At 51.8% G+C, this 17,862-nt stretch carries 17 protein-coding genes and 4 tRNA genes; 15 read left to right on the top strand and 6 right to left on the bottom strand.

Annotation, left to right across the window (positions count from 1 at the left end; translation table 11 throughout):
* Positions 1–6: 6 nt before the first annotated feature.
* Genes rsfS through EJE49_RS05515 form a run of 3 tightly spaced genes read right to left on the bottom strand, consistent with a single transcriptional unit; the run spans position 7 to position 2,286 of the window.
* On the bottom strand, positions 7–363 hold the full coding sequence (rsfS, locus tag EJE49_RS05525) for a ribosome silencing factor (protein ID WP_124949412.1): 357 nt from the start codon (positions 361–363) through the stop codon (positions 7–9).
* On the bottom strand, positions 360–1,052 hold the full coding sequence (gene nadD, locus EJE49_RS05520) for a nicotinate-nucleotide adenylyltransferase (protein ID WP_223246764.1): 693 nt from the start codon (positions 1,050–1,052) through the stop codon (positions 360–362). The genes rsfS and nadD overlap by 4 nt, the downstream gene beginning before the upstream one ends.
* A complete protein-coding gene (locus EJE49_RS05515) occupies positions 1,030–2,286 on the bottom strand; it encodes a glutamate-5-semialdehyde dehydrogenase (protein ID WP_124949411.1) in 1,257 nt (418 codons plus the stop codon). The genes nadD and EJE49_RS05515 overlap by 23 nt, the downstream gene beginning before the upstream one ends.
* A gap of 45 nt (positions 2,287–2,331) precedes the next feature.
* On the opposite strand from EJE49_RS05515, the gene EJE49_RS05510 reads away from it, so the two are divergent.
* From EJE49_RS05510 to xerD, 3 genes are read left to right on the top strand one after another with little or no spacing between them, the layout of a single operon-like run.
* Positions 2,332–4,008 carry a hypothetical protein gene (locus tag EJE49_RS05510; RefSeq protein ID WP_124949410.1) on the top strand — a complete coding sequence of 559 codons (1,677 nt, stop codon included), beginning with the start codon at positions 2,332–2,334 and terminating at the stop codon, positions 4,006–4,008.
* Positions 3,989–4,474 (top strand): methylated-DNA--[protein]-cysteine S-methyltransferase, encoded by a 486-nt coding sequence (locus EJE49_RS05505; RefSeq protein WP_124949409.1) that lies wholly within the window; start codon positions 3,989–3,991, stop codon positions 4,472–4,474. Before EJE49_RS05510 ends, EJE49_RS05505 begins: the two co-directional genes overlap by 20 nt.
* Positions 4,471–5,361, top strand: coding sequence for a site-specific tyrosine recombinase XerD (xerD, locus tag EJE49_RS05500; protein WP_124949408.1), 891 nt, complete (start codon positions 4,471–4,473; stop codon positions 5,359–5,361). The genes EJE49_RS05505 and xerD overlap by 4 nt, the downstream gene beginning before the upstream one ends.
* 5 nt (positions 5,362–5,366) lie before the next feature.
* Here the strand turns inward: xerD and EJE49_RS05495 are convergent, their stop codons facing one another.
* Positions 5,367–6,104, bottom strand: coding sequence for a sulfite exporter TauE/SafE family protein (locus EJE49_RS05495; RefSeq protein ID WP_223246763.1), 738 nt, complete (start codon positions 6,102–6,104; stop codon positions 5,367–5,369).
* Complete coding sequence (folB, locus tag EJE49_RS05490) at positions 6,101–6,457, bottom strand: dihydroneopterin aldolase (RefSeq protein WP_124949407.1); 357 nt, start codon at positions 6,455–6,457, stop codon at positions 6,101–6,103. Before folB ends, EJE49_RS05495 begins: the two co-directional genes overlap by 4 nt.
* Positions 6,458–6,575: 118 nt before the next feature.
* Between folB and EJE49_RS05485 the strand changes: the two genes are divergently transcribed.
* The 10 genes from EJE49_RS05485 (at position 6,576) to EJE49_RS05440 (ending at position 14,560) form a co-directional block, all read left to right on the top strand.
* Entirely contained in the window at positions 6,576–7,403 is an 828-nt protein-coding gene (locus tag EJE49_RS05485) for a class I SAM-dependent methyltransferase (protein WP_124949406.1), read from the top strand.
* 58 nt (positions 7,404–7,461) lie between these two features.
* A tRNA-Gly gene (locus EJE49_RS05480) sits at positions 7,462–7,537 on the top strand.
* 108 nt (positions 7,538–7,645) lie between these two features.
* A tRNA-Cys gene (locus EJE49_RS05475) sits at positions 7,646–7,719 on the top strand.
* A gap of 3 nt (positions 7,720–7,722) precedes the next feature.
* Positions 7,723–7,811, top strand: a tRNA-Leu gene (locus EJE49_RS05470).
* A gap of 104 nt (positions 7,812–7,915) precedes the next feature.
* The gene (rimP, locus tag EJE49_RS05465) at positions 7,916–8,344 is read left to right on the top strand and encodes a ribosome maturation factor RimP (protein ID WP_124949405.1); all 429 of its coding nucleotides are present in this window, start codon (positions 7,916–7,918) and stop codon (positions 8,342–8,344) included.
* Positions 8,345–8,373: 29 nt separating this feature from the next.
* Positions 8,374–9,846, top strand: a complete 1,473-nt coding sequence (gene nusA / locus EJE49_RS05460) for a transcription termination factor NusA (RefSeq protein WP_124949404.1) — start codon at positions 8,374–8,376, stop codon at positions 9,844–9,846.
* Positions 9,847–9,880: 34 nt separating this feature from the next.
* The gene (gene infB / locus EJE49_RS05455; RefSeq protein WP_124949403.1) at positions 9,881–12,724 is read left to right on the top strand and encodes a translation initiation factor IF-2; all 2,844 of its coding nucleotides are present in this window, start codon (positions 9,881–9,883) and stop codon (positions 12,722–12,724) included.
* Positions 12,724–13,104, top strand: a complete 381-nt coding sequence (rbfA, locus tag EJE49_RS05450; RefSeq protein WP_124949402.1) for a 30S ribosome-binding factor RbfA — start codon at positions 12,724–12,726, stop codon at positions 13,102–13,104. Before infB ends, rbfA begins: the two co-directional genes overlap by 1 nt.
* Positions 13,104–14,024: a tRNA pseudouridine(55) synthase TruB gene (gene truB, locus EJE49_RS05445; protein WP_124949774.1), complete on the top strand. Its 921-nt coding sequence runs from the start codon at positions 13,104–13,106 to the stop codon at positions 14,022–14,024. The genes rbfA and truB overlap by 1 nt, the downstream gene beginning before the upstream one ends.
* Positions 14,021–14,560 (top strand): NUDIX hydrolase, encoded by a 540-nt coding sequence (locus tag EJE49_RS05440; RefSeq protein ID WP_124949401.1) that lies wholly within the window; start codon positions 14,021–14,023, stop codon positions 14,558–14,560. The genes truB and EJE49_RS05440 overlap by 4 nt, the downstream gene beginning before the upstream one ends.
* On the opposite strand, the gene EJE49_RS05435 is transcribed toward EJE49_RS05440, so the two are convergent.
* The gene (locus EJE49_RS05435) at positions 14,557–16,161 is read right to left on the bottom strand and encodes a cyclic-di-GMP receptor FimW-related protein (RefSeq protein WP_189941720.1); all 1,605 of its coding nucleotides are present in this window, start codon (positions 16,159–16,161) and stop codon (positions 14,557–14,559) included. The two genes, EJE49_RS05440 and EJE49_RS05435, sit on opposite strands and share 4 nt — an antisense overlap.
* Positions 16,162–16,308: 147 nt before the next feature.
* On the opposite strand from EJE49_RS05435, the gene EJE49_RS05430 reads away from it, so the two are divergent.
* Positions 16,309–16,396 (top strand) — tRNA-Ser (locus EJE49_RS05430).
* A 216-nt stretch (positions 16,397–16,612) separates the two neighbouring features.
* Positions 16,613–17,851, top strand: a complete 1,239-nt coding sequence (locus EJE49_RS05425; protein ID WP_124949399.1) for a tyrosine-type recombinase/integrase — start codon at positions 16,613–16,615, stop codon at positions 17,849–17,851.
* Positions 17,852–17,862 lie beyond the last annotated feature (11 nt).

Here is a 17,862-nt window from a genome sequence, read left to right as displayed (position 1 = left end):
CGTGTATCAGGCTTCGCCTTGGCGGCGGCTGCGCTGGTCAGCGGCTGCACTCCATAATGCTTCCAGATTGTAATACTGGCGTACTGCAGGCTGCATGACATGGACAATGACACTGCCCAGGTCGAGCAAGACCCATTCGCCGGAAGTCAGGCCTTCGATACCCTGGTCAGGCACGCCCAGTTCTTTGAGTTTTTCCTGCACATTGTGCGCAATGGCTTTGGTCTGACGGGTGGAGTCAGCGCTGGCAATCACCATGCGTTCGAACAGTGAACTTTGGGCGGAGACGTCCAGTACGGTAATGTCCGCACCTTTAATGTCTTCAATGGCGGCAACAACGGCGGCGGTAATTTGGTCTGTATTCATGCGGTTTCCGGTAAGTAAAGTTGATGGGCGTGAATATAATCAAGCACTGCATCGGGGAGTAAATAACGTGGGTTACGCCCAGCGCGTAAGGTATCACGAATATGCGTGGCGGAAATATCCAATGCGGTGATTGGACGGGTTACGATCAATCCTGCCGCGCAGGTTGCCAGATCTTCCGGATTAGCCATGCGCGTTTCGATTTCATCGCGCAAGGTGTCGGGCATGGCATCTTTCCACGTGCTCTGCGGAAAACCCGGGCGATGGGCAATAGTGATATGCGCCAGCTTAAATAATGCCTGCCATTCATGCCAGCTCGACAGGCCGAGAAATGCATCGGCACCTAATAATAAGCATAGCGGTTGGTCGTCACCCAGTTCGCTGCGCAGTGAATGCAGGGTATCTACCGTATAGGATAGATGCGGCAATTCCACCTCGCGCTGATCGACGACAAAGCGCGGGTTGTTCGCCGTGGCGATTTTCACCATTGCCAGCCGGTGGGGTGCGTCAGTGCGTGGCCGGCTGCGGTGCGGCGGCGTGCCGGCCGGAATGAAACGCACATGGTCCAGCGCCAGTGATTCTGCCATTTCTTCCGCCAGGCGCAAATGCCCGAAATGGATAGGGTCGAATGTGCCGCCGAATATGCCTATGGGCTTCAACGTACGCGGATCAACCACGTACGTGTCCGTCACCAAGCACTACCCATTTTTGCGAAGTCAGGCCCTCCAGGCCAACCGGGCCGCGGGCATGAATTTTGTCGGTAGAAATGCCGATTTCAGCACCCAGGCCATATTCAAAGCCATCGGCAAAGCGGGTGGAAGCGTTCACCATCACACTGCTGGAGTCTACTTCGCGCAGGAAACGGCGGGCACGTGTGTAATTTTCAGTGACGATGGCATCGGTGTGCTGTGAACCATAGTGATTGATGTGGGTAATCGCTGCATCCATATCATCCACTACGCGGATGGCAATAATCGGTGCCAGATACTCGGTAAACCAGTCTTCGTCAGTGGCAGGGTTAATGCCGCTCAGCAGGCTCTGGGTGATGGCGCAGCCGCGCATTTCTACGCCTTTGGCGATATAGATGGCAGCAATCTCAGGCAATACCTGCGCAGCAACAGCCTGTGCTACCAGCAGGGTCTCTGTGGTATTGCAGGTGCCGTAGCGGCTGGTCTTGGCATTGTCCGCGATGCGCACAGCCTTGGTCAGGTCAGCCTGATCGTCAATGTACACGTGGCATACGCCATGCAGATGCTTGATGACCGGAATGCGGGCGTCATTCATCAGCCGCTCAATCAAACCTTTGCCACCGCGCGGCACGATGACGTCGACGAATTCACGCATGGTAATCAGTTCGGCGACAGCAGCACGGTCAGTGGTGTTGATGACTTGTACTGCACTCTCCGGTAAACCGGCAGCAGCCAGACCTTCGCGCACGCACGCGGCTATGGCCTGATTGCTGTGCAGGGCTTCGGAGCCGCCGCGTAATATTGCTGCATTGCCGGATTTCAGGCACAAACCGGCGGCGTCCGCGGTAACGTTCGGGCGCGCTTCATAAATAATGCCGATCACACCTAGCGGTACGCGCATTTTCCCCACCTGGATCCCGGATGGGCGATACTTGAGGTCAGTGATTTCGCCAACGGGGTCAGGCAAGGCGACAATTTGGCGCAAGCCTTCAGCCATGCCGGCGATGGATTTGGCATTCAGTGCCAGTCGATCCAGCAGGGCTGCATCCAGACCGTTAGCTTTCGCGGCCGCCATATCCTGATCATTGGCGGCCTGTAAAATGGCGCTGTCGCGTTCGATAGCATCGGCAATTACCAGCAGCGCATGATTTTTGGCCTGGCTGTCAGCGCGGGCGACAGCGCGTGAAGCGGCGCGTGCGGCTTGCCCTACTTGGTGCATATAGGTTTTAATGTCCATCTCTAACCATTGCGTTGAAAACTAAAACTTAATTTTAACTCAAAAATGAAACTATCTAATTTTTTAATCGGATTTGGCTTGCTGTTCGCTAGCCAGAATGCAGTGCTGGCGGATGGCTTGGATGAGGTCAAACAACTGGCTGAGGCTGATGCGCCGCAATTGGCGTTGCAGCGGCTGGATCAGGGGGTTGAGCGAGCCAGTCAGGATGCACGTGCGGACTGGCTGCGCTGGCAGTGGCGGTTATTGGCCAAAACCGGCCAGCCCGATGAGGTGCTCAAGCGCGCGGCGGCTCTGCCAGCAGACGCGCCGGAAGATGTGAAGCATATGGCTGCATTGCAGGCTGCGCGGGCAGCCATAGGCAAAGGAGATGGCATTCTGGCGCGCGGTTATCTGGCTCAGCTGTTATGGGTATTGCCCAGCGACAAGGCGGAGTACCGTGAGCTGCGGGTGCTGGTCGTGCAAAGCCATTTGCTGCCACAACCGGATGTCGAGGCGTCCAGCGTAATGTTGCGCTTTCAACAGGAATTCGGGGTAGACAAGGCCTTGCTGCATGATTATGCGCTGGCGGTGTTGCAAGCCGGGCGAGAGTCGGACGTGAGCTGGGCGCGGGTGCAATTATCTGCGGCTGACCCTCTGGCGGCATTGATTGATGCGCATGGCACGCAGCTATCGGATGCTGAAGTCAGGCAGCATTTACAAACGGTGCTCAACGCTGATGTGAGTGCGCCGATGTTATTGGTGGCGCGTAAGCTGGCTGCGCAAATGAATGCGCCTGAGTTACAGATACAAATCAGCGAGCGTTTGCTGAATCAGGCGAATGAATCTGATGCCGCAGATACGGCGGCATTGTGGAAATCTTACCGTGGCCTGACCCAGAGTTTTGGCAATGTGCGGCTGCTGTTGTTTGGTTCGGATGCCGGCTGGGCAGATCTGGCGCGTGAGTCAGCGGCTGCTGACCCGGTTATGGCACGGGCTATCTGGGCCTATTTGGCACGCGACGCTAAAGATCCTGAATTGCGTAGTGCCGCACAGCAGCAACTGCTTGAACAATTGTTGGCCCAGCATCTCGATCGCGCAGCATTACGTTTATTCGTATCTGCGTGGCCGGGTTTGCCAGCTTCAGCCTTTAATTCGACAGTACGCTACCGCTTGGGAGCGTTAGCGCTGGATGCTAAGGAATATAAGTTGGCGGCCGATTTGTGGCGTGACTTAGCTACGCTGCCTGACGGGGTGAATGGGGCAAACTGGCAAGTGCGCCGCGCGCTGCTATTTACGCGACAACAGGATTGGCCAGCTGCTAGCCGTGTTGTGTCAGCCTGGCTGGACCACGAATCTGTGGCAGGGTTAGCTGCCGGTTGGCAGATGCTGGCCGTGGTGCAACGTTTGTCGCAACAACCGTCGATGGTAGTGCCGGCGCGAGATTTGCTGCTGCGGCTGTTGCCGGTAGTGGCGCCAGAGCAGCGCCGCGTGGTGTTGCATCGCCTGGCGCAGTTGGCGGATGCCGAGCAGCAATGGACGCAGGCGGCGCAATGGTATTTGCAAGCTGCGACGCAATTGCCGCAGGCTGATGGTTTCGCCTGGCAGGCTCGGCTGGATGCGGCGGCCAGTCTGGATAAGGCGGGGTTGCATGGTGATGCCGGACAGCAGTATGAACTAGTATTGAAGACCAGTACGGACGCTGCGCAACAAGCAGCCGCAAGCTATGCGCTCGGCGCCCGCTAAGTTAAATTATACGGCGGTCATTGCTGCGCCTTTTGCGCATCTGGGGGTGATGGCGGATGCGCAAGCAGTGCAGCGTATTGATTTCCTGCCGCTGGATTATGCTTTGCTCAGCGCTGCAGATGTACCGGTGCAGCAACTGAGTGTGGCGTTAGCAGAATACTGGCGCGACCCGACACAGGGATTCGATTTGCCGTTGTCGTATCAGGGTAGCGCACATCAGTTGCGGGTATGGCAGGCGTTGCTGGCTATTCCGCCAGGGCAGACGCGTACTTATGGCGATATTGCCCGGCTGATTGGCTCCAGTCCGCGCGCGGTCGGTCAGGCATGTGGTGCTAATCCGTTGCCCATTTTGATTCCTTGTCACCGGGTTGTGGGTAAAACGAATCGCGGCGGATTCATGCACCGGCTGGATAGTGCGGCGTTATCGTATAAAGACTGGTTGTTACAACACGAGTCAGCGTTATGAACCCTGATTCACAGCGGGCAATAGATGGTTTTTGCGACCTGATCTGGCTGGAGGATGGACTGGCGTCCAATACCTTGCAGAGTTATCGGCGCGATCTGCTGCAATTGGCGGACTGGCTTGGGGATAAAGCCTTGATCGAGGTCACGCAGGCCGATCTGGAAAGCTATCTGCATTACCGTTATGCGCGCCATACCAGTCCGCGCAGTACCGCACGCCAGTTGTCAGCCTATAAACGCTTTTACCGGCTGGCATTGCGTGACGGGCGTATTGCACAAGATCCTACCTTGAAAATTGATTCCCCTAAGTTGCCGCGCAGTTTGCCCAAATCCATGAGCGAAGCCGAAGTGGAGGCGTTGCTTGCTGCTCCGGCCGGCGACGAGCCGCTGGCGCTGCGTGACCGGGCGATGCTGGAAATCCTGTATGCCAGTGGTTTGCGTGTGTCGGAGCTGGTTGGCCTGCATCTGCGTAGCGTGAATAGCGATATGGGCGTGGTGCAGGTGATGGGCAAGGGTAGCAAGGAGCGGCTGGTGCCCTTGGGGGAGGTGGCGGTAGATGCGCTGTTGCAGTATGTGCAACTGGGCCGGCCACAGTTGCTGCATGGACGGGTAAGTGATGCGCTGTTTGTGACGAATCGCGGTGAGGCGATGACGCGGCAGGCGTTCTGGTATCTGATCAAACGCCGCGCGCGCCAGGTGGGATTGTTGAAGTTGCCGTCACCACATGTGTTGCGTCATGCTTTTGCCACGCATTTGCTGAATCACGGTGCGGATTTGCGGGTGGTGCAGTTGTTGCTGGGGCATGCCGATATTGCCACTACGCAAATCTATACTCACGTTGCGCGTGAACGTTTGAAACAGCTACACGCAAAACATCATCCGCGAGGATGAATGTGCTATAGGGCAAAGGCCTTGACCATCAGGCTGACGCTGCTGCCCATCAATAACAGGCCGATCATACGCATCATCTGTTCACGGCTGAGGCCGACGTGAGCGCGATGCCCTAATGTCAGGCCAAGGGCGACCACAGGCATGGCGGCCAGATATGACCACAGCAGGCGGGTGTCGGAGAACAGGCCTGCGTATGCAAAACTGCTGATGCGCAACGAGCCTTCGATGAGTACTAACCCGGAAAAAGTGGCGCGCAATGCGGTTTTGTCGCTGATGCGATGCCCCAGGTAAATAATGTAAGGTGGCCCGCCGGTACCGAATAATGCGCCAACTGTGCCGCCGCTTAAGCCGGCTGGAATTGCCCACCAGCGTGAAATAGCTTTGTCGCCGTGCAGGTTGAGTAGGGAACGCACACCGAAAATAGCCACAAATACCGACAGCGTAATAAGCATCGGCTGCATCGGCAGGCTCGTTAATAAATGCGTGCCGAGTAGTATGCCAATCACGCTGAGCGGAATCAGGGTGCGGATTTCGCGCCAATTAACCTGACGTAAATTCACACCGCTGAGTAAAATCGAGGCGGAAAAATCCAGCAGCAGCATTAACGGTACGACAAACGTGAGTGGCAGCCATAACGCCAGTAGTGGAATGGCGACCAGGCCGGAACCAAACCCGGATATGCCGCGGATGAAATAAGCGGCCAGCAGGATGCCGATGGAAAGGGCGATCAGCTCCGGGCTCAAGTTTTTTGGCCGCGTTCGATGCAGATACCCAGTTGTTTGATGCCGCGGACGACAGCGAGCTTGGTGACGCAGACTTTGATCCAGGGCGAGCCGAATTCAGTTAGCACCACTTGCGCGACATGTTCGGCCAGCGCTTCTACCAGATTGAAGTCGCGCTGGGCAATGGTGTCGCGGATACGCTGGGCAACATCAGCATAGTTAATCGAGTCAGCCACATCATCGGTCTGGCAGGCGCGGCTGTGCGGCAAACCGATTTCCAGGTCGAGCTGCACGGTTTGCGGCACTTTGCGCTCCCACTCGTAAATACCGATAATCATTTGCAGTCTGAAATCACGCAAAAACAGCGTATCCATGAGATTTTGCCTTAGCATTAAAAGCCGCTATTTTAACCTATTAAACTGTCGCGTGATGGTGGCATTGCCCAGTACGGTTACAATGCGTTCTATTTGCTGCTGATAAGAAAGTATAGAGATGTTTGCGATTCCTGAAATTAAACCCGGCCAATCCATAGAGTTGCTCAAGGCTTTGCATATCCTGACCAGGGATGGCAAATTGAATCAGGATAGCCGGCGCAAGTTAAAGCAGGTGTATCACTTGTACCAGTTCATAGAGCCGCTACTGCAGGAAGTGGGCGAAAACGTGCAGCTGGTTGATCACGGTGCGGGGAAGTCCTATCTGGGTTTCATTCTTTATGACCTGTTTTTTAAACAGCGTAATGATGCGTCGCATATATTTGGTATCGAAACGCGCGAAGCGCTGGTGAAGAGTTCGGTTGAGCTGGCCGCGCAACTGGATTTTGAGCGTATGTCATTTCTCAATCTGTCGGTAGCAGATTCCATGGCTTCGCCGTTGCTGCCAGAGAAGATAGATGTGGTAACTGCATTGCATGCATGTGACACGGCAACGGATGACGCTATCCGTTTTGGTTTGCAGAAGCAGGCCAGGTTCATGGTGCTGGTGCCGTGTTGTCAGGCGGAAGTGGCATCAACTCTGCGCCAGGGTAAGGCACAGGCATTGGCGCGTGGGGCGCTGGCCGAAGTGTGGCGACACCCTATCCATACGCGTGAGTTCGGCAGTCATATTACTAACGTATTGCGTTGTTTGCAGCTGGAAGCCCATGGTTATCAACTCACAGTAACCGAGCTGGTCGGCTGGGAACACTCCATGAAGAATGAATTAATAGTGGCAACTTATAAAAATTTACCACGCCGAAAAGCGGCGGAACGTTTGCGTGAGTTGTTGATTATGTTCGGTTTAGAGGCGCTGGAGTCGCGTTTCTTCATTACCCCGTTTAATTGATATGTCAGGAAAGTGTTGACAAACGCCGCGTAATCCGTAGAATACGCATCTCATTAACGCGGGAATAGCTCAGCTGGTAGAGCGATACCTTGCCAAGGTATAGGTCGCGAGTTCGAATCTCGTTTCCCGCTCCAGAATATGGAGAAATCCCGATAATAAGGGAAGACCCAAAAAGAAAAGGGAAAGCTTGGTGCTTTCCCTTTTTAGTTCCTGGGTTTTGGTTAATGTAGCGCTGAGCGATTGGCGGGGTGGCAGAGTGGTTATGCAGCGGCCTGCAAAGCCGTGGACGCCGGTTCGATTCCGACCCCCGCCTCCAACCGCCCGGGTGGTGGAATAGGTAGACACAAGGGACTTAAAATCCCTCGCTGAGAGATCGGCGTGCCGGTTCGATTCCGGCTCCGGGCACCAGTAGTTGGATTTAAGTTGTGAGTAGGATTATATTTTTGTCTTGGGTTTTTTGAGCCGCAAGATGTTTATGGGCTTTCAGCCCATTTTTTGTTTGTGGAACGCGTATGTCGTTAGAGTCGTTAATAGAAGCTACCCTGGCAGGTCTGGGCTATGAATTGGTCGATATGTCCATGTCGGTCAAGAGTGGACAGCTGCGCGTCTTTATTGATAAGCCGGAAGGTATTACGCTGGATGATTGCACCTTGGTGAGTAATCATTTGAGTAACTGGCTGGTGGTGGAAAATATAGCCTACGAGCGACTGGAAGTGTCGTCGCCAGGTATGGATAGGCCGCTGAAGAAACTGGCGGATTATCAACGTTTCATGGGCGAAAAAGCGCAAGTTAAATTGCGCGTCGCCTTAGCTGGGCAACGTCGTTTTATTGGCACTATACATGGTGCTACTGAAACTCAAATTGAATTGGATGTGGATGGGCAGTTAATCAAGTTGGATATCGCCAATATTGATACTGCGCGTTTGGTTCCTAGTCTGTAATTGCTAAAAATGGCCGGAGGTTTTCGAGAATGAGCCGCGAGATTTTACTGTTGGTTGATGCATTAGCCAGAGAAAAAAATGTAAACAAAGAAATCGTGTTTGGTGCATTAGAGCAAGCCTTGGCTTCGGCTACCAAAAAACGTTTTCAGGAAGATGCTGATATTCGCGTGGTGATTGACCGTGATACCGGTGATTATCATGCATTCCGCTGCTGGGAAATTGTTGAAGATAATGACCACGAATTCCCGGAAAGCCAGATTGCGTGGACAGATTCGCAGATATCTCATCCTGATTTGCAGGTTGGCGATTTTGTCGAAGAGCCACTGGAAGCGGTCGAATTTGGCCGCATTGGTGCGCAGGCTGCCAAGCAGGTTATTCTGCAGCGTATCCGTGATGCGGAACGTGAGCAGATTCTGACGGATTTCCTGGATCGCAAAGAGTATCTGGTAACCGGTACTGTGAAGCGTATGGAGCGCGGCAGTGCCATCATAGAATCCGGCCGTGTGGAAGGTTTGTTGCCGCGCGATCAGATGATACCGAAAGAGAATTTGCGTGTTGGTGATCGGGTCCGGGCTTTCCTGTTGCGCGTAGAGCGCAGTGGACGTGGGCCGCAACTGATTTTGTCACGCACCGCACCCGAATTTATCGCCAAGCTGTTTGAGCTGGAAGTGCCTGAAATTGAAGAGGGCCTACTGGAGATTAAAGGTGCTGCACGCGATCCCGGCGCGCGCGCTAAAATTGCAGTAAAATCAAACGATCAGCGTCTGGATCCGATTGGTACCTGTGTCGGTATGCGTGGTTCGCGCGTACAGGCTGTTACTGGTGAATTAGCTGGCGAACGGGTGGATATCATATTGTGGTCGCCAGAGCCTGCGCAGTTTGTGATTAATGCACTGGCGCCTGCTGAGGTTAGCAGTATTGTTGTTGATGAAGAAAAACACAGCATGGATGTCGTGCTGGAAGAAGACCAGTTGGCGCAGGCCATTGGCCGTAGCGGACAAAACGTGCGCCTGGCTTCGGAATTGACGGGATGGGAACTGAACATCATGACCGTTGAAGAGGCGCAGAAGAAAAATGAAACGGAAGCATTGGCAGTGCGGGCGTTGTTTGTAGAAAAGCTCGACGTCGATGAAGAAGTTGCCGACATGCTGGTGCAAGAAGGTTTCTGCAGCGTGGAAGAGGTAGCTTATGTGCCTATCGGTGAAATGCTGGAAATTGAAGGGTTTGACGAAGAGTTGGTCAATGAATTGCGTGCGCGTGCGCGTAATGCATTGTTGACTGATGCTATCGCCAGCGAAGAAAAAGTGGAAAATGTTTCCAATGATCTGGCATCATTAGAAAGTATGGACGGTGAAATGCTGCGCCAGTTGGCCGAGCATGGTATTGTCAATTCAGAAGACCTGGCCGAGCTGGGCGTAGATGAATTAGTAGAAATGACGGGTGTGGATGCTGAGCGTGCTTCTACACTGATTATGGCGGCGCGTGCGCCGTGGTTTGCATAAATAAATTAGTAGAGAAAGCCTCGACAGCCCTGATATGAATGTAGAACAATTTGCCCAAGAACTAAAGCTCTCCACCGGATTATTGCTGGAGCAGTTGCGTGCAGCCGGCGTAGAAAAATCGGCGGCTGTGGATGCTGTCACCGAGCAGGATAAAGCTCGCTTGCTGGATTATTTAAGCAAAAAGCACGGTGCAACCGACGTGAAAAGTAAAATCACGCTAACCCGCAAGGAAACCACCGAAATCAAAAAATCGGATAGTACCGGCAAAGCGCGGACTATTCAGGTTGAAGTGCGTAAAAAACGGGTGCTGGTGAAGCGTGAAACCCCTCTGGCAAATGAAGTGACCTCAGGACAGGAATCGGAACCAGTTGATACTGGTTTGTCAGCAGAAGCTGAAACCGAATTGCAAGCGCAGCATGCTGAAGAAGTGATGGCGCCTGCTGAAACTGTTGCGGAAATAATTGAAGTTGTAGAAGAGGTTAAGCCGGCTCCGGTTGAAGTGCCTGTAGTCGAAGTGGCAGTTGCGCCTGTGGTAGAAGTCAGCGCAGAAGTTGTGCAAGCTGAGCCTGCTCAAATTGTGGAAGTGCCGAAAGTCGAAACAGAAGTTGCACCAGCGCAGGATGCGGCGGCAGCAGAGCCGGTATTGCAGCGCCGGCGCATAGTAAGGCCAGTGTTGGATGAGTCGGAGCTGGCGCGTCGCGCTGACGAAGCGCGTCGACATTCTGCGTTACATGAGCGTCAGGCTGAAGAAATTCGCCTTAAGCAAGAGCGTGAACTGAAGCGCAAACAACAGATTGAAGATCAGGCGGCTGCTGTAGAAGCCGCGGCAGAAGCTGCTAAGAATCCGCCACCAGTAGTTGCCAAGCCGGCAACTACTGAAGGTACCTTGCACAAAGCACCAGCAAAACCAGGTGAAAAACCCAAGCCGGTTGATAAAAAACCTAAACCGGCAGCTCCCGTCAAAACCAAAGATACTGCATGGAATGATATGCAGGCCAAAAAACGCGGTATCAAGTCGCGTGGCGACACGGGGGGTGACGCATGGCGTAATCGCAAGGGTGGTGGCAGACATCATAAATCCGACAGTGATGCAGCAAATGCATTCAGTGCGCCAACTGAGCCTATCGTCCAAGAAGTGATGGTGCCGGAAACAATTACGGTTGCCGAGTTGTCGCATAAAATGTCGGTTAAGGCTGCTGAAGTTATCAAAACGCTCATGAAAATGGGTAGCATGGTGACGATTAACCAGGTACTTGATCAAGAAACAGCAATGATTGTGGTAGAGGAAATGGGGCACGTTGCCAAGCCTGCTCCATTGGATACGCCGGAATCATTCCTGGATGAGTCTGAAAAACATGAAGTAGAGTTGTTATCACGTGCACCAGTTGTGACCGTTATGGGTCACGTTGACCATGGTAAGACATCGCTGCTCGATGCAATTCGCCGGGCGCGTGTCGCCAGTGGTGAAGCGGGTGGTATTACCCAGCACATTGGTGCTTATCACGTTGAGACTGATCACGGCATGGTGACTTTCCTTGATACCCCGGGTCACGAAGCGTTTACCGCAATGCGTGCACGTGGTGCCAAGGTAACTGACTTGGTAGTGCTGGTAGTTGCTGCTGATGATGGCGTGATGCCGCAAACAATTGAAGCAATCCACCATGCTAAAGCGGCTAATGTGCCGATGGTGGTTGCAGTCAACAAAATAGACAAGCCGGAAGCCAATGGCGAGCGTATTCGTCAGGAACTGGTTGCGCAGGGCGTTGTACCTGAGGACTGGGGCGGTGATACCCAATTCGTTGAAGTTTCTGCCAAGAAAGGCACTAACATCAATGGTTTGATTGAAGCCATTCTGCTTCAGGCTGAAGTGCTGGAGCTTAAAGCGGCTAAAGATGCACCGGCCAAAGGCGTGATTATTGAAGCGCGTCTGGATAAAGGGCGTGGTCCGGTAGCAACGCTGCTGGTACAGTCGGGTACGTTGAAGCGTGGTGATGTACTGCTGGCTGGCGGCGTGTATGGCCGGGTTCGGGCCATGCTGGATGAAGACGGCAAGCCGGTTCTGGAAGCGGGTCCATCGATTCCGGTCGAGATTCAAGGTTTGTCCGATGTGCCTAAGGCAGGTGAAGATGCAATGGTGCTGCAGGACGAGCGCAAAGCCCGCGAAATCGCGTTGTTCCGTCAAGGTAAATTCCGTGATGTGCAACTGGCTAAACGCCAGGCTGCCAAACTCGAAAGTATCATGGAGCAAATGGGCGATGGCGAAGCGAAACGTCTGCCGCTGATTATCAAGGCTGACGTACAGGGTTCTGCTGAAGCCTTGTCTACTTCGTTACAGAAAATATCTACCAACGAAGTCAAGGTCGATATTCTGCATAATGCGGTAGGTACCATTTCCGAGTCTGATGTGAACTTGGCGATGGCGTCCAAAGCAGTCATTATCGGCTTCAATACCCGCGCTGATGCTGCTGCTCGTAAACTGGCTGAAACGCTGGGCGTCGATATCCGTTACTACAACATCATTTATGAAGTTGTGGATCTGGTTAAAGCCGCATTGTCCGGCATGTTGACGCCTGATCTGAAAGAGAACATCACCGGTATGGCTGAGGTGCGTGAGGTATATGTAATCTCCAAGATCGGTACAGTGCTGGGTTGCCATGTGCTGGACGGTGTTATCAAACGCGGTCAGCGTGTTCGTGTCATGCGTAATAATGAAGTCATCCATGATGGCGAACTTGATTCGCTGAAGCGTTTCAAAGACGACGTCAAGGAAGTGAAATTCGGTTACGACTGCGGTCTGTCGGTAAAGAACTTCAATGCGCTGGAAGTAGGCGACAAGCTTGAAGCGTATGAAGTTGTTCAGGTGGCGCGTAGCTTATAATGGCTAAGGATTATCCACGCTCCCGTCGTGTTGCTGAGCAGATACAGCGCGAATTAGCCGATATTATCCGGACTGAGATACATGATCCGCGAGTGGGTATGATTACGATCACCGAGGTCGTGGTTACCCATGATCTGGAACATGCGAAAGTCTACTTCACCGTGTTTGAGAGCCTGGAACGGGCGCAAGAAGCTGCGCATGCGTTGAACCATGCTGCCGGCTTTATCCGCTCGCAACTGGGGCCGCGTATGCGTCTGCGTATCGTGCCGCAAATAACGTTTGTTTACGATACTTCAGTGGCGCGTGGAGCGGAATTATCCCGCTTGATTGACGAAGCGGTTGCCGCTGACACAGCTAGGCCGGACGATAATCACGAGTGATACAAGTAAAACGCATTAAACGACCGGTTCACGGGGTATTGTTGCTCAACAAGCCGGTCGGTATCACTTCTAATACCGCATTACAAATTGCCAAGCGTTTATATCAGGCCGAAAAGGCCGGGCATACCGGCACACTTGATCCTTTCGCAGATGGCCTGCTGCCATTATGTTTTGGCGAAGCAACCAAATTTTCCCAATATCAACTTGAAGCAGATAAACGCTATCGTGCTGTGTTGCAGCTTGGCGTCACCACAACGACGGGTGATCCGGAAGGTGAGATACTGGAAACGCGTCCCGTTAATACTAGCGGGGAGCAGGTAGCAGAAGTTGTTTCTAGATTCCTTGGCCATACCATGCAAACTCCCCCCATGTATTCAGCGCTTAAATATCAGGGTAAACCCCTGTATGAATATGCGCGAGCCGGAATTACCATAGACCGACCCGCCCGCCCTGTTCATATTCGTAATATCGAGATATTGGCATGGGGCGGTGACACGCTAAGCATAGATGTGACCTGTAGCGCAGGTACTTATATCCGAACTCTTGCTGAGGATATCGGTCTGAAGCTCGGTTGCGGCGCACATTTGACCCGGCTGACACGCCTGGCAAGTGGCGGTTTTAATTTGGCTGATGCGGTAACGCTTGCGCAGTTGGAGCAGGATGATTTGCCCCAGCGTGATGCTCGATTAGCAGCAGTGGATGGTCTGATTAGTTATTTGCCGGCAGTGGCTTTGAATGTTGCGGAAGCCAAATCCCTGTTACAAGGACAGCAGCCGAATTATAGCGGCGATGTAACCATAACAGGTTTGATGCGCGCTTATCAGCAGACGACTTTTCTGGGATTGGTTAATTTGCAGGCTGATGGCGCGATAGTCCCGCAACGGTTAATGCGGATTAATGCGTTTGGAGAATCGCTATGAAATTTTGCAGTGAATGCGGCAGTCTGGTCAGTCAACTTATCCCCACTGGTGACAATCGCTTGCGTTTTGTGTGTGCGGATTGTCAAACCATACATTATCAGAATCCGAAAATGGTGGTTGGTTGCTTGCCGGAATGGGAAGACAAAGTGCTGCTATGCAAGCGCGCCATTGAACCTCAATACGGAAAATGGACGTTACCTGCCGGCTTTATGGAAAACGGTGAAAGCACCCAGCAAGGTGCTTTACGCGAAACCCTGGAAGAAGCTGGCGCGCGAGTGGAAATTTCCCATTTATTCACCCTCTATAACCTGCCTTACATCAGTCAGGTGTATCTGATGTTTCGCGCCAGATTGCTAGATCTGGATTTTGCTGCCGGGGAAGAGAGTCTGGAAGTGGCACTCTTTACCGAGGAAGAGATTCCCTGGGATGAGATTGCATTTCTGACCATAGAAAAAACGCTGCGTCAGTATTTCGAAGATCGCCGCAAGGGCGAGTTCGAATTCCATGTTGGCGATATTGAACGTCGGAATCGTTAAGCAGGCTGATACCTGCGCGTTAAACGCACGAATTGTACCCGTAGCCAGCCTGGTTTCTGTTCCAGTAAGAACTGGATGCGAATCCGGTAAATATAATCCCCTTCCTGCATATCGTAATACTTGTGCTTCATGTGCTGAAAGCTAACCAGCGTCGTTGCCAGCTTTTCAGCGATACCGACAAACACTAACTGATCTGCCGCCAGCATAAACGGGCTAGGCGCAATTGCATCCTGTACCGCGTGCAGCTTGATTAGTTGCGGTGAACACCCAAGGCGTTCCATGCCGAGGGTGATTGTGGAACTGGCGGACTGTTCCATCCAGCGTATTGCCGATAATGTTTGAATGTGGCGATTGCTCTGATCAAAGCTGATAAGCAAGTCGTGCGCTTTCACGTTGCAAGTGGCGTCATCAGGGGCCATGCTCAAGCGGTAATAGGCTTCGCTTGGGTGACCTGTCGCCTGGTAGTACGCGGTAGCTTGTGGGCTGGGCGCTGTATCTTTAAATGCATTGAGAATGGATCTGACACCACAGCTTAGCTTCACCGTTGCGGGCATATCAAACACGGAATTTTCAGCAGGCGTCGTGGTGCTCGTGAGTTTCGCATGAATATGCTGTAATAAGACATTGGGACTATCTGCATAAGGCACGCCATACAGCTTGATTAGTTTGGTCTGGCTACCCGTATTCGACTTTACCCTGTCCATTTGCGCAACAACATCATTAATTGCCCAATACCTTGCTGAATCTAATGCTACGGCGTGGCCATTAATTGCCTGCGGAGGTAAGCTATCAGACAACGCTATGCAGTGACTGTGCATGTTGGCATCAAATTCTTTGCTGAACACAATTGATTCCCGCCACTTCCATGCCCAGTAGGCGGCCAACTCAATTTCACTGGGCGATAAACCTACCGGCCGCATCAGATGCAACAGTAAAATTCTTGCATAGGCCTGTTCGCAACTGCAATAAGCGCTACCTTTGAGCACCATGCTTTGTTTAGCGAAGCCATGTAGTTCGGCTAATTTGTAGAGCTTGTGCAGGGTGTGCCAGGTTTGAGCTGAGGGCAGTTCATAACGGAAATATCGCCATTGAATTAACTTACCCAGGTAATGTATCGCGCGCAATACCATAGTCGGCAACGCGGTGCTATCCCTTTGCTGATGATGCAGAATAGTGTTGGCCATTTCCTGATATGCCTGGGCAAGCTGCCAGTAAAACGCAACTATCTCCTGCCACAGCGACTTTCCGGCATATTTGTAATCAGCATGATTTTTTAAAAACTGAGTGATAAGGCCATGCTGCAATTTGGAACCGGCGTGTTCAATTGCGCCTAAAATATGCAGACGCTGGATATCAAAAGGGACTTTTGAGCGGTTGTAGGTATCGAGTAAAAGGACAACTTGCTGGTGAGCTTCATACTCGTGCAGTTGTTGGAGATGCTCAACCCATTTATGGGTCGTAGTTAAACTGTCCAGAGGCGTAGAGATTGCTGGCGCGGGTTTAATACGGAATTTGTCGAATAATTCATTGAGCATCGTAGTGATATTGTTTTTATAATCTATTCTGAATTGAGCATACATCATACCAATGGCTAATGTCATTGATTTATTGTTGTTTTATTAAATGCGGCCCTGCTAAACCAGAGTGGAACTGACAAAGAATGTAATAATGTGACGAAAAACGAACTGCAAATAGGGTGGTTGAATCGTTATTTTTCAGTTAAAATGCGCATCTGTCGTAACAGACATGGAGGTTTGGGTGAGTGGTTTAAACCAGCAGTCTTGAAAACTGCCGAAGGGAAACCTTCCGTGAGTTCGAATCTCACAGCCTCCGCCAGGACTGGTATTTAATCGTTTTCAAACGGTTTCAAACAGTATCAAAAAGCTAATTAAACCCGCTATCTATAAGGATTTGCGGGTTTTTTTACGTTCATTCGTTGTCAAATGGTGTCATTGAATCCCACGACAAATGACGGTATATTTCCATTTGTACCGTCACGGTATAAGAAAATATACCGTCAAATTGAAATATACCGTCATAAAAGGGATATTAATGGCACTCACTGCGGTTAAGGTAAGTAAAACTAAGGCGACCGATAAACCGCAGAAGTTGAGTGATGGCGGTGGTTTGTATTTGCTCATTCACCCGAATGGCGGTAAATACTGGCGACTTGATTATCGCTTTGATGGTAAACGTAAAACTTTGGCTATTGGTGTTTATCCTGACGTAGCCTTGGTTGAAGCGAGAGAACGGCGCGAAGAGGCGCGTAAGCAGATAAAAAATGGTGTTGACCCTTGCGGAACCAAGAAAGCTGCCAGGCAAACTGCAACAGCGGAAGTTACAAACAGCTTTAAGAGTATCGCGTTGGAGTATCACCCAATCAAAGTACCAACATGGACGGCAGGTCACGCCAAGCAGTGGTTAGTTAATTTGGAACGCTATGCTTTTCCAAAGCTTGGTGATAGGCCGATCAGTGAGATTGAGCCTCTGGATGTCGTGGCGGTATTGCGTGATCTGGAAGAACGTAAGAATTATGAAACACGTGACAGGTTAGGGCAATCAATTGGCGCAGTATTCAAGTATGCGATAGCCACAGGGCGGGCTAAATACAATCCGGTTGCAGATATTAGAATCGCGCTGGTTGAGCGTCCAAAGACAATAAATTTTAAATGTATCAGTCCTGCTGAATTGCCTGTTTTTTTGCGTGCGGTTGCAGCTTACGAGAGTTTAGATAAGGTGTCACCTATTGCAATATCAGCTTTTAAGTTGGTTATGTTGACTGCAACCCGTACCAGCGAAGTACGCTTCGCAAAATGGTGTGATTTTGATCTTGATGAAGGGTTATGGGTGATTCCTGAAGAACAGCAGGGACGCAAAGGCAAGCACGGCAAGCGCAAGGCCCACACCGTACCCCTATCATCTCAGGTTGTAGCGATCTTACGCGCACTCTTCCCAATTACTGGCGGTGGCGATTTTGTATTTCCGAATCGAAATACGCACGGGCGGGTTATCAGTGAAAATACGATATTGAAAATTATTGAAACCATTGGTTATAAAGGCAGGATGACCGGGCACGGCTTCCGAAGCCTTGCGCGTACTATTTTGGGTGAAATGGGATATCGGCGTGAGGTGCTGGAAGCGATGCTATCACATGCAATTGAAAATCAGACTGAGGCGGCTTACGTTCGTACTAATTATCTGGAAGAACGGCGGGGCATTATGCAGAAATGGGCCGATTATTTGGACACGGTTAGATCGAGTGCGGATATTGTGGAATTGAAGCGGGCTTAATGGTCATGTTG

Source organism: Sulfuriferula thiophila (genome assembly GCF_003864975.1).
GTDB lineage: Bacteria > Pseudomonadota > Gammaproteobacteria > Burkholderiales > Sulfuriferulaceae > Sulfuriferula > Sulfuriferula thiophila.
Note: the sequence above shows the minus strand (reverse complement) of the source record. Positions and strands in the feature narration are given on the sequence as shown.

What these genes read in the sequence shown, in the direction of transcription:
- EJE49_RS05515 (WP_124949411.1), bottom strand. Translation starts at nt 2,286, where the DNA reads ATGGACATTAAAACCTATATGCACCAAGTAGGGCAAGCCGCACGCGCC.
- nusA (WP_124949404.1), top strand. Translation starts at nt 8,374, where the DNA reads ATGAGCCGCGAGATTTTACTGTTGGTTGATGCATTAGCCAGAGAAAAA.
- rbfA (WP_124949402.1), top strand. Translation starts at nt 12,724, where the DNA reads ATGGCTAAGGATTATCCACGCTCCCGTCGTGTTGCTGAGCAGATACAG.
- EJE49_RS05510 (WP_124949410.1), top strand. Translation starts at nt 2,332, where the DNA reads ATGAAACTATCTAATTTTTTAATCGGATTTGGCTTGCTGTTCGCTAGC.
- EJE49_RS05425 (WP_124949399.1), top strand. Translation starts at nt 16,613, where the DNA reads ATGGCACTCACTGCGGTTAAGGTAAGTAAAACTAAGGCGACCGATAAA.
- infB (WP_124949403.1), top strand. Translation starts at nt 9,881, where the DNA reads ATGAATGTAGAACAATTTGCCCAAGAACTAAAGCTCTCCACCGGATTA.
- folB (WP_124949407.1), bottom strand. Translation starts at nt 6,457, where the DNA reads ATGGATACGCTGTTTTTGCGTGATTTCAGACTGCAAATGATTATCGGT.
- EJE49_RS05435 (WP_189941720.1), bottom strand. Translation starts at nt 16,161, where the DNA reads ATGACATTAGCCATTGGTATGATGTATGCTCAATTCAGAATAGATTAT.
- EJE49_RS05440 (WP_124949401.1), top strand. Translation starts at nt 14,021, where the DNA reads ATGAAATTTTGCAGTGAATGCGGCAGTCTGGTCAGTCAACTTATCCCC.
- xerD (WP_124949408.1), top strand. Translation starts at nt 4,471, where the DNA reads ATGAACCCTGATTCACAGCGGGCAATAGATGGTTTTTGCGACCTGATC.
- EJE49_RS05485 (WP_124949406.1), top strand. Translation starts at nt 6,576, where the DNA reads ATGTTTGCGATTCCTGAAATTAAACCCGGCCAATCCATAGAGTTGCTC.
- rimP (WP_124949405.1), top strand. Translation starts at nt 7,916, where the DNA reads ATGTCGTTAGAGTCGTTAATAGAAGCTACCCTGGCAGGTCTGGGCTAT.
- EJE49_RS05505 (WP_124949409.1), top strand. Translation starts at nt 3,989, where the DNA reads ATGCGCTCGGCGCCCGCTAAGTTAAATTATACGGCGGTCATTGCTGCG.
- rsfS (WP_124949412.1), bottom strand. Translation starts at nt 363, where the DNA reads ATGAATACAGACCAAATTACCGCCGCCGTTGTTGCCGCCATTGAAGAC.